Origin of the sequence: Janthinobacterium sp. HH104, assembly GCF_001758715.1 — a bacterium.
GTDB lineage: Bacteria > Pseudomonadota > Gammaproteobacteria > Burkholderiales > Burkholderiaceae_D > Janthinobacterium > Janthinobacterium aestuarii.
In genome coordinates this window covers 281,325-293,691 of sequence record NZ_LRIB01000043.1, presented here as the reverse complement: position 1 = coordinate 293,691, position 12,367 = coordinate 281,325, and the positions used below count along the sequence as shown (strand labels likewise).

The 12,367-nt window shown below is 64.1% G+C and carries 11 protein-coding genes and 1 pseudogene; 3 read left to right on the top strand and 9 right to left on the bottom strand.

Annotated elements, in window-relative coordinates:
- A pseudogene (locus JAB6_RS21200) lies at positions 1–217 on the bottom strand (carbohydrate porin); the annotation flags it as partial.
- Between the two features lie 345 nt (positions 218–562).
- Here JAB6_RS21200 and JAB6_RS21195 point away from each other — a divergent pair.
- Positions 563–2,476, top strand: coding sequence for a glucokinase (locus JAB6_RS21195; RefSeq protein ID WP_070304396.1), 1,914 nt, complete (start codon positions 563–565; stop codon positions 2,474–2,476).
- A complete protein-coding gene (locus JAB6_RS21190) occupies positions 2,460–3,518 on the top strand; it encodes a LacI family DNA-binding transcriptional regulator (protein ID WP_083292877.1) in 1,059 nt (352 codons plus the stop codon). The genes JAB6_RS21195 and JAB6_RS21190 overlap by 17 nt, the downstream gene beginning before the upstream one ends.
- A gap of 19 nt (positions 3,519–3,537) precedes the next feature.
- Here JAB6_RS21190 and JAB6_RS21185 read toward each other — a convergent pair whose 3' ends face one another.
- The 5 genes from JAB6_RS21185 to JAB6_RS21165 all read right to left on the bottom strand — a co-directional run bounded on the left by JAB6_RS21185 (position 3,538) and on the right by JAB6_RS21165 (position 8,014).
- Positions 3,538–3,990 carry a hemerythrin domain-containing protein gene (locus JAB6_RS21185; RefSeq protein WP_235502044.1) on the bottom strand — a complete coding sequence of 151 codons (453 nt, stop codon included), beginning with the start codon at positions 3,988–3,990 and terminating at the stop codon, positions 3,538–3,540.
- 199 nt (positions 3,991–4,189) lie between these two features.
- Complete coding sequence (locus JAB6_RS21180; protein ID WP_070304395.1) at positions 4,190–5,110, bottom strand: carbohydrate kinase; 921 nt, start codon at positions 5,108–5,110, stop codon at positions 4,190–4,192.
- Positions 5,107–6,321, bottom strand: coding sequence for an AGE family epimerase/isomerase (locus JAB6_RS21175; RefSeq protein WP_070304394.1), 1,215 nt, complete (start codon positions 6,319–6,321; stop codon positions 5,107–5,109). Before JAB6_RS21175 ends, JAB6_RS21180 begins: the two co-directional genes overlap by 4 nt.
- A gap of 68 nt (positions 6,322–6,389) precedes the next feature.
- Positions 6,390–7,391, bottom strand: coding sequence for a tetratricopeptide repeat protein (locus tag JAB6_RS21170; protein WP_070304393.1), 1,002 nt, complete (start codon positions 7,389–7,391; stop codon positions 6,390–6,392).
- Positions 7,388–8,014, bottom strand: coding sequence for a tetratricopeptide repeat protein (locus tag JAB6_RS21165; RefSeq protein WP_070304392.1), 627 nt, complete (start codon positions 8,012–8,014; stop codon positions 7,388–7,390). The genes JAB6_RS21170 and JAB6_RS21165 overlap by 4 nt, the downstream gene beginning before the upstream one ends.
- A 134-nt stretch (positions 8,015–8,148) precedes the next feature.
- Between JAB6_RS21165 and JAB6_RS21160 the strand changes: the two genes are divergently transcribed.
- Positions 8,149–8,541 carry a DUF1090 family protein gene (locus JAB6_RS21160; RefSeq protein ID WP_070304391.1) on the top strand — a complete coding sequence of 131 codons (393 nt, stop codon included), beginning with the start codon at positions 8,149–8,151 and terminating at the stop codon, positions 8,539–8,541.
- Here JAB6_RS21160 and mmsB read toward each other — a convergent pair.
- The 3 genes from mmsB to JAB6_RS21145 all read right to left on the bottom strand — a co-directional run bounded on the left by mmsB (position 8,538) and on the right by JAB6_RS21145 (position 12,324).
- Positions 8,538–9,431, bottom strand: a complete 894-nt coding sequence (gene mmsB / locus JAB6_RS21155; protein ID WP_070304390.1) for a 3-hydroxyisobutyrate dehydrogenase — start codon at positions 9,429–9,431, stop codon at positions 8,538–8,540. The two genes, JAB6_RS21160 and mmsB, sit on opposite strands and share 4 nt — an antisense overlap.
- 9 nt (positions 9,432–9,440) lie before the next feature.
- Entirely contained in the window at positions 9,441–10,955 is a 1,515-nt protein-coding gene (locus JAB6_RS21150) for a CoA-acylating methylmalonate-semialdehyde dehydrogenase (protein ID WP_070304389.1), read from the bottom strand.
- A 154-nt stretch (positions 10,956–11,109) separates the two neighbouring features.
- Complete coding sequence (locus JAB6_RS21145; RefSeq protein WP_070304388.1) at positions 11,110–12,324, bottom strand: ABC transporter substrate-binding protein; 1,215 nt, start codon at positions 12,322–12,324, stop codon at positions 11,110–11,112.
- Positions 12,325–12,367 lie beyond the last annotated feature (43 nt).

Below are 12,367 nucleotides of genomic sequence, written 5' to 3'. Positions count from 1 at the left end.
GACGATATTTCATGGTGTTGCCACCGAGGCCGAAGCAGCCTTGCGAACCGCCGTCACCCGAGGTATTGCTGCCAGCGCCAGCGCGCAGGTAGCCGTGGAAGCCTTCGGAGTCGGATGGGTACATTGGATCGGCGGCAGCGGAACCGCTGGCGATGGCTAAGACGATGGCAGCTGGCAGTGTCTTCAACACGGCCTTCAACATGTTGCGATGCAGCATGGTAAGTCTCCTCAGTAGTTATTTTTTATCTAGTCATTCGTGGCCGAATGTACTGGCCAGAATTCTTTCCAGCAGGGACATAGTAACTATACTACGAACAAATATCAACATATTATGTTGTAATCCTACGACTACTCTGCGACACTTTATTTGCGTACCGATATACGGGTTGACTGCCCTGCTTTTTCCCGCCGACACCGCAGCATCCGGCACTGTGGGCGGGCATTTGCGCAAGCACCCCGCATTTTTCGGCACGCGGCACGTATACGAATTAAAATCCTTGGTTTTTGCCATAACGACAGTGCGCGGCCACGACCGTGCACGCATACGAGACTAGGCACCGCCATGAAAATTGATGAAAAAATGGAAGTAGCAGGCAGTGATCCGGCGGAGCGTTTCAGTGAAGGCCCGCGCCTGCTGGCGGACATCGGCGGCACCAATGCCCGCTTCGTGCTGGAAACGCGCCAGGGCCACCTGGAAGCGGTGGCCGTGCTGCCCTGCGACGACTACGCTTCGCTGCTCGACGCCATCACCGCATATATTGACAGCGACGAGGCGCGCGCCGCCGGTTCGGCGCGCGTGCGCCATGCGGCCATCGCCATCGCCAATCCCATCGACGACGACAATATCCGCATGATGAACCATCACTGGTTCTTCTCGATCGAGGCGATGCGCGCCGCACTGGGCCTCGACACCCTGCTGGTGGTGAATGACTTCACGGCACTGGCCATGGCCCTGCCCTACCTCCGGCCCGACCAGCGCCAGCAGATCGGCGGCGGCATGGCGCGCGCCGACAGCGTCATCGGTTTGCTTGGTTCGGGCACGGGCCTGGGCGTGTCGGGCATGATCCCCGCGGAAGACCGCTGGATCGCGCTGGGCAGCGAAGGGGGCCACGTCAGCTTCGCTCCGTGCGACCAGCGCGAAATGGACGTGCTGTCCTTCGCCTGGCGCGAGCTGTCGCACGTCTCGGCCGAACGCCTCGCTTCCGGGCGGGGGCTGGAACTGATCTACCGCGCCCTGTCCGAGCGCGCCGGCAAGCCCGATGCGCCGCTGCTGCTGGCAGCCGACATCACCAGCCGCGCCCTGAACAATGAATGCGACGTGTGCCTCGAAGCGGTGGACTGCTTTTGCGCCATCCTCGGCTCCATCGCTGGCAACGTGGCCATGACCCTGGGCGCGCTGGGCGGCATCTATATAGGCGGGGGTATCGTGCCGCGCCTGGGCCCCCTGTTCGAACAGTCGCAGTTCCGCGCCCGCTTCGAACAGAAGGGCCGCCTGAACGAATACCTGGCGCAGATCCCCACCTTCCTGATCACGGCCGAACTGCCGACATTCCTCGGCATCGCCGCCATCCTGGCGCAAAAGCTCAAGCGCGCCCATACCGGCGCGCCCGTGCTCGAATCCGTGCGCCAGGCGCGCGGGCGCATGAGTCCATCGGAATGCAAGGTGGCCGACTGGGTCTTGAAGGAACCGAACGCCATGCTGACCCTGCCGATCGCGGAAATCGCCCAGCGGGTGGGCGTGAGCCAGCCCACCGTGATGCGTTTTTGCCGCTCGATCGGCGTGCAGGGCCTGGCCGACTTCAAATTGAAGCTGGCCTCCGGCCTGACGGGTGGCGCCATCACGGTGGCCCACTGCCACGTGGAGATCTCGGACTCCGACGCGGAACTGGCGCGCAAGGTGCTGGGCAATAATGCCTCGGCCGCGCTGGCCATGCGCGACATGCTCGACGTGAAAGCGCTGACGGCGGCCATCGAACTGCTGCGCGGCGCGCAGCGCGTGGAACTGCTGGCCGTGGGCAGCGCCCGCGTGGTGGCCGACGACATGCAGCACAAGCTGCTCAACCTGGGCATCGTCAGCAGCTTCTTTGCCGACCCGCAGGCGCAGGAAATGAGCGCCGCCATGCTGAAACCGGGCGACGTGGCGCTGGTCATTTCCCGCTCGGGCGCCCTGCCCGACCTGCTGCGCACCGTCAAGGTGGCGCAGGGCTGTGGCGCGCGCGTGCTGGCGATCACGGCCAGCGGTTCGCCGCTGGCCAAGCTGGCCGATGTGCTGCTGACCTTGAACCACCCGGAAGGCAACCTCAATTTCGTGCCCATGATCGTGCGCCTGCTGCAGTTGATGATGCTCGATATCCTGTCGGTGGGACTGGCGCGGCGCGACACGGCGCAGCGCACCAGCGCCGCCGAGCTGGAAGAAGGTCAATTGCACGGCATGCGCATCAGCGGCAAGCTGAAATTCGGTGGTCACCTCGAATAAGGCGGCGCACGCCGCACCAGACACCGCCAGCGGAGCCACCGTGCACGACGTGGCGCGCGTGGCCGGCGTGTCGGCCATGACGGTATCGCGCGTGATCAACGGGCGCGCCAGCGTCAGCACGGCCACGCGCGACAAGGTCGAGGCGGCGATCGCCAGCCTGCGCTACCAGCCCAACCTGGCGGCCAGAGCTGCCCGCACGGGCACCCTGCGCATCGGCCTCCTGTACAGCAACCCCAGCGCGGCCTTCCTCAGCGAATTCCTCGTCGGCGCCATGGACCAGTGCCGCCAGGGCGGCGGCCAGCTGCTGCTCGAACGCTGCGAAGACCAGGGCAGCCAGCGCGCCGGCATCGATTGCCTGGTGGCCGCCGGCGTGGACGGCATCCTCGTGCCGCCGCCCCTGTGCGATTCGCCCGCGGTACTGGCGCAACTGAACCAGATGGGCATCCCCGCCATCGCCGTGGCCACGGCGCGCCCCTCGCCCGGCGTCTCGGCCGTGCGCATCGACGACTACGAAGGCGCGCTGGCCATGACGCGCCACTTGCTCGCGCTGGGCCACCGCGACATCGGTTTCATCGAAGGCGACCCGGCGCACACGCCCGCCCTGCTGCGCCGCCAGGCCTTCGAGGACGCCATGCGGGAAGCGGGCTTGCCAGTGGCGCCGCACAGGGTGGCGCAAGGCTACTTTACGTATCGCTCGGGGCTGGACGCGGCGCGCCAGTTGCTGGCGCAAGCACCGCACCCGAGCGCCATCTTCGCCAGCAACGACGACATGGCCGCTGCCACCCTGGCCGTGGCGCATGGCATGGGCTTGCAGGTGCCGGCGGAACTGAGCGTGTGCGGCTTCGACGACACGCCCGTCGCCACCACCGTCTGGCCCGAGCTGACCACCATTCACCAGCCCATCGCCGACATGGCGCGCGCCGCCGTCAGCCTCGTCATCGACGAAATCCGCCAGCGCCGCGCCGGGGAAACGGCGACGGCCACACATCATTTGATGGCGTTCACCTTGATGGAACGGGCGTCGACGGGACGCGCGCGCTAGCCACGCGCATCCATGACACTCACGCCTGCATGTCGGGCAGCTCGATTTCCGCCTTGCGCGCCGCGATCTGGCTGCCCATGGCTTCCAGATCGATTTCCGCGTCGCGCGCGCGGGGGAAAATCTCGCCCTCCTCTTCCAGCACGTGGTGATCGATTTGCTCGGACAGGACCTTGACCTTGGCATCGTACAAGTCTTCGCCGGGCGCCATGGCGACGATTTGCGCGATCAGCTCCTTGGCTGATGCGTGCTCAACGGTGGCTTCATCGATCAAGTCTTCGTTCGAACGGCTGGCGTCGCGCACGGCGGGATAGAAGATTTCTTCTTCCACCATCGCATGCTTGCTCAGTTCCTCACAGATTTTCAGGGCCAGCTTGCGCTTGCTGACGAGCGAACGGTCGCTGAGGCCCTCATACTGTTCGAACAGTTCTTTGACGGTTTGATGGTCTTGCGTCAGCAGCTCGATCGCGTCCATGTCCGGCATGCCTGCCTGTGTTTGGGAAACGGAAGCTGCCTGAGGTGATTGGGTGGCCATGATGTTGTCTCCAAGTGTCAACACGAAGTAGACATTGTAGGCAGCACCCTGCGGTAGCCATGTAGGAGCATTGCTTACAACAAGGTAGGCCAAGCGTAAATGCGGCTACCTTGTTGATGCAGATCAGGCCAACTCTGACTTAACTGACGACCGTGCGTGTCTCGAGCGACTGCACCAGCTCCACCGAAGGCGGCGCGGCGCCGGCCGCCAGGCAGGCACCCGCGCCGGCCGCGACGGCAAAGCGCAAGTGCTGGCCGCCGTCGGCATCCGGGCGGTACATCAGGCTGTACAACAAGCCGCCGATGCTGGCGTCGCCCGCCCCCACCGAGTCGACTACCTCGATGACGGGTGGCGCCGCCTGCCATGTCCGTTCGCCCTGGTACAGGGCCGCGCCCTGCGCGCCGCGCGTATATAAATACGTGGCGTGCGGATTCCAGCTGCGCAGCATGGCAAACGCGCCATCGATGTCGCCGTGGCGGAACAGGCCCGCCAGGTCTTCATCGGACACCTTGATCACGTCGGCCAGCTCCGTCATGCGGCGCAGGGTGGCGTCGTAGCGTTCATCCATCATGATGCGGAAATTCGGGTCGTAGCTGATTTTCACGCCAGCCGCCTTCAGTTCCTGCGCCAAGGCCACCAGCTTGCCCGCCAGCGGTTCGCGCGCCAGGCTGATGCCGCCGAAATGCACCCATTGCGCGCCCTGCATCCAGCCGGCCGGCAAAAGCGCCGCGTCGAAATGCAGGTCGGCGCTGTCGTCGCCGATGAAGTAATACGTGGGCGGATGCAGTTCATGCACGATGGCCAGCAGCGGCGACTTCGCATGGCGCTGCAGGAAGCGCATGTCCAGGCCCGCCACGTCGGTGGCAGCGGCCAGCGCATCGCCGAAGACGTCGCGGCTGACGGCGCCCGCAAACGCGCTGGGCACGCCCAGGCGCGCCATCACGCGCGCCACGTTCCAGGTCGAACCGCCCACCTGGCTGCTCCACGTGTCAGGACCCGCGCGCAGCATGTCCGTCAGCGCTTCGCCAGCCGACACAAAAGTTGGAAAAGAGGTGTTCATGCCGCACCGCCAATCGCGTTCAGCACTTCATAGCAGGCGCCCATGGTATGGTAATCGGTCTTGCCGGCCGGGCTTTTCTCGTTGCTGATTTTTTGGTTCTCGGGCGTCAGGATGCGGTACCAGGCGCCGTGTTCATGGTCGACAAAGTGCTTCCAGCTGTAGTCCCAGATCTTGTCATAGCTTTGCCAGTAGGCCTCGTCGCCCGTGCGCGCGGCCAGCACGGCGGCGGCGGCGAAGCTTTCCGCCTGCACCCAGAAGTATTTATCGCCATCGCAGATTTCATCGTGCGGGCCGAAACCGTAGTGGATGCCGCCATGCGTGCCATCCCAGGCCTTGGCCAGGGCCGTGTCGTACAGTTCGCGCGCGCGCGGCAGCAGCCAGTCGGAAGGACCGGCTATGAACTTGGCGTGGCGCTCCATGATCAGCAGCAGCTTGGCCCATTCCGTGAAGTGGCCGGGCTGGTAGCCCCACGGACGGAAGATATTGCTCTTGTCGTGCAGGTTGTAATCCCAGTCGATGGCCCAGTCGGGCGTGTAGTGTTCCCAGATCATGCCGTTCGCCAGACCCGCCTGGCGCACGGTGATGTTGTGCGCCAAGGTTTCGGCGCGGTGCAGGTAGCGCGCCTCGCCCGTCGCTTCGAACGCGGCCAGCATCGCTTCGCACGCATGCATGTTCGCATTCTGGCCACGGTAGCCATCCAGAGTAGACCAGTCGGCGCTGGCCACGTCCGCATACAGGCCGTGTTCGGGCAACCAGAAGCGCTGCTCCATCAGCTCAAACGTTTCGTCCAGGTAGGCGCGCGCTTCCGGCATCCCCGCCTGCAAGGCGTGGGCATAGGCCAGCAGCACGAAAGCGAGGCCGTAGCAGTGGTTGGCGCCGTCTTCCACCGTTTTGACGCCGTCTTTCCACGACAGTTGCCAGGCGTAGCCGCCCGTGGCCGGGTCGCGGTGCGCGTCGCGCAAGAAGGCCACGCCGTGGCGCAGGGCCGCCTGGTATTCGTCGCCGCCGAAACGGCGGTACGCCATGGCGTAATTGAAGATGAAGCGCGTGCTGCTGACCAGGTGGCGCGTGCTGGCGTCGTACACCGTGCCATCGTCGAGGAAGAAGTGATAGAAGCCGCCGCTGGGGTCAATGGCGCGCGGGTGATAAAAGTGCATCGTGTGCAGGATATGCGCTTCGAGCATCGCCTTGGAGCGGAAATCGGGATTCATGGTTCTCTCATGACATTGTTATCGATAACAATGATGATAGCATGCCGTTTCCGCGCCGTCATGCCCGGTCAAGGCGTCTTGGCCAGCCTGAGCTTTTCACGCCACAGTGCGGCCTGCGCGGGGTCGGCCGCCTGTCCCAGCTCGCCCTTATCGTACACCTTGACCAGCCGTTCGATGGCTTCAGCATCGCCCTGCTTTGCCGCCAGCAGGTACAACTCGAACGGTTTGGGCGCCGGCCCTTGCCGGGTCGGGCCGCCACGGCCCTGCTCCAGCAGCCGCGCAAAGCCCGTCTGCCCCGGCGGGCTTTTGGCGATGGCCGCCATCTCGTACCAGCCCAGGGCCGCTTCGTCGCTCTGCGGTGCGCCCTGCCCCACTTCGTACGAGTAGGCCACGTTGTTCAAGCCCGACGGATCGAGCGCCTTGGCCGACTTCATGTACCAGCCGAACGCTTCCTTGCGCTGCGCGTCGTCCTTCGCCGTCATCATCAGGCGATAGCCGATTTCATTGTAGGCGGGGATGAATCCGTTTTCAGCATAGTACTTGAGCCAGTGCAGCGCGTGCGCCTGCTCTTCCGCGCTGCTGTGGATATTTTCAAAGTGCTGCGCCACCATGAAGTTGGCCAGTTCCACGCCTTGCGCGGCGCCCTTGCGCGACCAGTATTCGCCCAGCTTGCGGTCGATGGCCATGCCCTGCCCCAAGGTATAGGCCACGCCCAGGAAAGCCTGCGCCGGGCCATAGCCGCCTTCGGCCGATTTCTTCATCCACGCCAGGCCGGTATCGGCATCGCGCGGCGTGCCCTCGCCCTCATGCAGCATCTGCGCCAGTTCCAGCTGAGCGGCGGTGTCGCCCCCTTCCGCAGCGATACGCGCTTTCTCGAAGGCGGCGACCTTGTCCGGCGACAGGTCGGCCGGACGGTTGATCACGGCCTGCACCTTTGCGCGCATGGCGTCCTGGCCGGACATATCGAATTCCACGAGCGCCGGATGCTGGCGCGGTACTTTGGCGGACGCCTGTTGCGCCAGGACGGGCTGCGCCAACGCCAGGCTCAAGATGAACAGCATGGTCTTCATTTGTTTTCCTTTTCTGCCAATTTACCGCGCCATTCGGCGGCGTCTTCGGCATTCGCCTGTTGTCCCAGTTCACCGTTGACGTACACATCGACCATGCGCCGCATGGCGGGCACAAAGTGCTGCTCGTTCGCCGCCGCCTTCAGCCAGGTGATGGCCAGCGCCTGCTCTTCAGCACTGCTGCGGCCATTGATGAATTCCAGCGCCAGGATGGTTTGCGCCAGTGCGTCGCCCTGCGCCACTGCCTTGCGCAGCCAGTATTCACCCTGCACGCGGTCGATGGGCACCTTGCCACCCACGGCATAGGCGAGGCCCAAAGCCGATTGCGCCGGCGCATAGCCGCCCTCGGCCGACTTGCGTACCCAGGCCATCGACTGCGCCGTGTCTTGCGGCGCGCCCACGCCCAGCTGCAGCATGCGCGCCAGGTCCAGCTGTGCCTCCACGTCGCCCGTTTCCGCCAGCCGCCGCGTCTCGGCAAATTCGGCGATACTTTGCGGGCTATGGCTGGCCACATCCGCCCTGGCCTTGATGGCGAGCAGTTGCAGGTCGAGCAAGGTGGGCGAGGTTTGCGCCAGGATGGGCAGCGGCAGCAGAAAAGGAAGCAGACAGAGTAATTTCTTGGGCATGCGACGGTGTCGAAAAGAAGAAAACACGCATGGTAGCCGATGCCGCGCCAGGAAGGCGCGCACGGTACGGGAAGTTTGACAGGGCACCCCGGCGGGCTTACATTGCACGGGCCCGCCACTGATACAGGAACACTATGAACCATCTATCGAAAACCGCCCTGGCCTTGCTCCTTGCCATCGCCGCAAGCGGAGCCGCCAGCGCCGCCGACACCCAGCTGGCCGGCTGCGCCGCCAAGCGCGAAAGCATCCGCAGCGAATTGCGCCAGGCCCAGGAACAGGGCTTGTCCGACAAGGTCGCGGGGCTCACGCGCGCGCTCGACGAAGTCAATGCCCACTGCCGCGACAGCACCTTGGTCGAGCGCCACAACAAGAAAATCGTCAAGGCGCAGGCCAAGGTGAACCAGACGGAGCGTTCGCTACGCCTGGCCCAGGAAGCGAATAAACAGCCGAAGAAGATCGCCAAGCTGGAAGGCAAGCTGGAAAAAGCCAGGGCGGAACTGGCCGCCCTGCAGGCGCAGCAACCTTAAGTTTTATCGCCCAGTATCTGATAGATGCTGGAAAAATCCAGCGCGCCAGATCCTGCCTTGCTGTGCAAACTGTATAAATTGCGCGACAAAGCGCCCAGCGGCACACTCGCTCCGCTGGCCAGCGCGCTTTCCACGGCCAGGCCCAGGTCTTTCAGCATCAGGTCGACGCCAAAGCCGCCTGTATAGCCGCGCGACGCGGGCACGTTTTCGGCCACGCCGGGACACGGGTTGTACACGTCCAGGGTCCAGTTGCGACCCGAGCTTTTCGCCATCACGTCCGACACCACCTTCGGGTCCAGGCCATTGGCCACGCCCAGGCGTATCGCTTCGCTGGTGCCGATCATGAGTATCCCCAGCAGCATGTTGTTGCAGATCTTGACCGTCTGGCCGCAACCCGAGCCACCCGCGTGGAAGATGGCCTTGCCCATGACGTCCAGGTAGGGCCGCGCCGCAGCCAATGCGGACTCTTCGCCGCCCACCATGAAGGTCAAGGCGCCGTTGGTGGCGCCCGCCGTGCCGCCGGAAACAGGCGCGTCCAGCATGGGCAAGCCCTTCTCCTGCGCCGCGCGGCCCACCTGGCGTGCCGCCTCGGTGGAAATCGTCGAACAGTCGATCAGCAAGGTACCTGGCCGCGCCTGCGCCAGGATGCCCGCGTCGCCAAGGTACGCGCCGAGAACATGCCGGCTGGCCGGCAGCATGGTGATGACGATATCGGCGGCCTGGATCGCCGCCGCCTGGTCATCGGAGACCAGGCCGCCGCCATCGGCGAACTGCCGCACGCTGGCCGGCACCAGGTCAAAGCCCGTCACCGCATGGCCGGCCCGCACGAGGTTTTGCGCCATGGGCAGCCCCATGTTCCCCAGGCCGATGAAAACGATATTGGTGCCCATGGCATCCCCTTATTTCATCGAGATGGTGGTATTGACGCCGCTGCCGCCATCGTCCGGGGCGAACCAGCGCGCCGTGACGGTCTTGGTCTGCGTCCAGAAGTACAAGGCTTGCTTGCCGTTCGGGCCCAGGTCGCCCAGTTTCGATGCGCGCGAGCCCGTGAAACTGAAGTAGGCGACGGGCACGGGAATGGCCACGTTGATGCCCACCTGCCCCACGTCGATCTCGTTCTGGAACTTGCGCCCCGCCCAGCCGGACGAGGTGAAGATCGACGTGCCGTTGCCATTCGGGTTGGCGTTGATGAAGGCGATGGCCTGGTCCAGGGTATCCGTTTCGACCACGCACATGGCGGGGCCGAAGATTTCCTGCGTGTAGACGGAGTTCGATGCGGCGACCTTCGAGAAAATCGTCGGCCCCATGAAGTTGCCGCCTTCGTAGCCGGCCACCTTGTGACCGCGGCCATCGAGCAGCAGTTGCGCGCCTTCGTCCACGCCCGCCTGTATCAGTTTTTCCGCCCGCTGCATGGCCGCTTTCGACACCATCGGACCCAGGTCGGCCGTGCGGTCGCTGCCCGGCCCCACTTTCAGCGCTTGCGAGCGGGCGACGATTTCCGGCAGCCAGGAGCGGGCTTCGCCCACCAGCACCACGACGGAATTGGCCATGCAGCGCTGGCCGGCCGCGCCGAATGCGGCGCCGATCAGGTTATTGATCGCCTGTTCCTTGTTGGCGTCGGCCAGCACCACGCAATGGTTTTTCGCGCCCATCATCGACTGCGCGCGCTTGCCCGATTCGCTGGCGCGGCGGTACACATGCGTGCCCACATGGGTGGAACCGATGAAGGAGACGGCCTTGATGTCGGGATGGTCGCACAGCATGTTGACGACGTCGGCGCCGCCATGCACGACATTCAGCACGCCGGCCGGCAAGCCCGCCTGGTACATCAGTTCAACCAGATACATCGACGAGGACGGATCCTGCTCCGACGGTTTCAATACAAAGGTATTGCCGCAGGCGATGGCGATCGGGAACATGAAGCATGGCAGCATGACGGGGAAATTGAAGGCCGTGATGCCGGCGCCCACGCCCAGCGGCTGGTAGATGTTGTACACGTCGACGCCCGTGGCCGCGTTTTCCGCGATCTCGCCCAGCTGCAAGGTGGCAATCGAGCACGCGTGCTCCACCACTTCCAGGCCGCGCATCACCTCCCCTTCCGCGTCGGGCAAGGTCTTGCCGTGCTCGCGCGTGATTAGTTCGGCCAAAGTACCGATGTTTTCGCGGATCAGGTGCTGGTACTTGAGCATGATGCGCATGCGCGCCGCCAGCGGCGTATTGCGCCAGGTCTTGAACGCTTCCTTGGCAGTGGCGACGGCCAGGTTGACTTCGTCCGGCGTGGAAAACGGCACCTTGGCGACGATTTCCTGCGTGGCCGGGTTGATGACGTCGCGCCATTCGGTGCTGGATGAGACGTGGTGCTTGCCGGCGATGTGTAGAGGGACAGTAGGAATTTGGGTAAGGGCTTGGTTCATTTTGTTTAGGCTCCGTTAATTCGATATGCGAAAGTCGCGTCACAGCAGCGGAAATCTGGGGTCAGACCCGACGGGGGAATTTCCCCCAATAGGGGAAATTCCGATTCCGAAGGAACTGACCCCGGCCTTATGCTGCTCCGTCGATAGACTAAAATTACTTTTTAACCAAATTGCACGCCGCCGCATCCATTGGCTTGAACGCCTGGTCGGCGGGAATGGTCGACAGCACTTTCAGGTAGTCCCACGCGCCTTTCGATTCGGCCGGGGTTTTGACCTGCACCAGGTACATGTCGTGGATGACGCGGCCGTCGGGGCGGATCGAGGCGTTGTTCATGACGGCATCCTTGATCGGCAGCTCGCGCATCTTCTGGGCTACGATCTTCGAGTCGTCGCTCTTGGCCGCCGCCACCGATTTCAGGTAGTGGTAAACGCTCGAATACACGCCCGCCTGCACCATCGTCGGCTTGGCGCCCTTGTTGAGCGCTTCGAAGCGCTTGGCAAACGCGCGGCTGCGGTCGTCGTAATCCCAGTAAAAACCGTCCGCGTAGACGAGGCCCTGGGCCGTATCGAGCCCCAGCGCGTGCACGTCGGACAGGAACACGAGCAAGGCGGCCAGGCGCTGCTCCTTGCCGCTGCCGATACGGAATTCGCGCGCCTGCTTGATGGCAGACACCGTGTCCGCGCCGCCATTGGCCAGACCGATCACCTGCGCTTTCGAGCCTTGCGCCTGCACCAGGAAGGATGAGAAATCGGACGCGTTCAGCGGATGGCGCACGGCGCCCACGACTGTGCCGCCATTGCGCTTGACGACGTCGCTGGCATCCTTTTCCAGCGAGTGGCCGAACGCGTAGTCGACGGTGACGAAGTACCACGATTTTTGCCCCAGCTTGGTCAGCGCCGCCGCCGTGCCGGCCGCCTGCGAATACGTGTCGAACATCCAGTGGAAGCCGTTCGGCGAGCAGTCTTCATTCGTCAGGCGTCCTGTGGCGGGGCCGCTGAACATGGCGATGCCGCCCTTTTCTTTCATCAGCTTTTGCACGGACAGGGCCACCGAGGAATTGGTCAGGTCGGCGATGGCGTCGACCTTGTCGCGGTCTATCCATTCGCGCGCCTTCGAGGCGGCGATGTCGGCCTTGTTCAAGTGGTCGGCCGACAGGATCTCGATCTTCATGCCCTTGCATTCGGCCTTCAAACAATCCTCGACGGCCATCTGGCTGGCGACGACGGAGCCGCGCCCGCCCATGGCCGAATACGGGCCGGACATGTCGGTCAGGATGCCGACCTTGACGACGCCATCGGAAATCTGCGCGTGCGCGCCAAAGGACAGGGTAAGCGCCAGCGCGCCCGTGGCCAGAACGGTTTTTTTCATGCGTGTCTCCAGGTGGATGGGTTTTTCTTATATGTGTAGATGC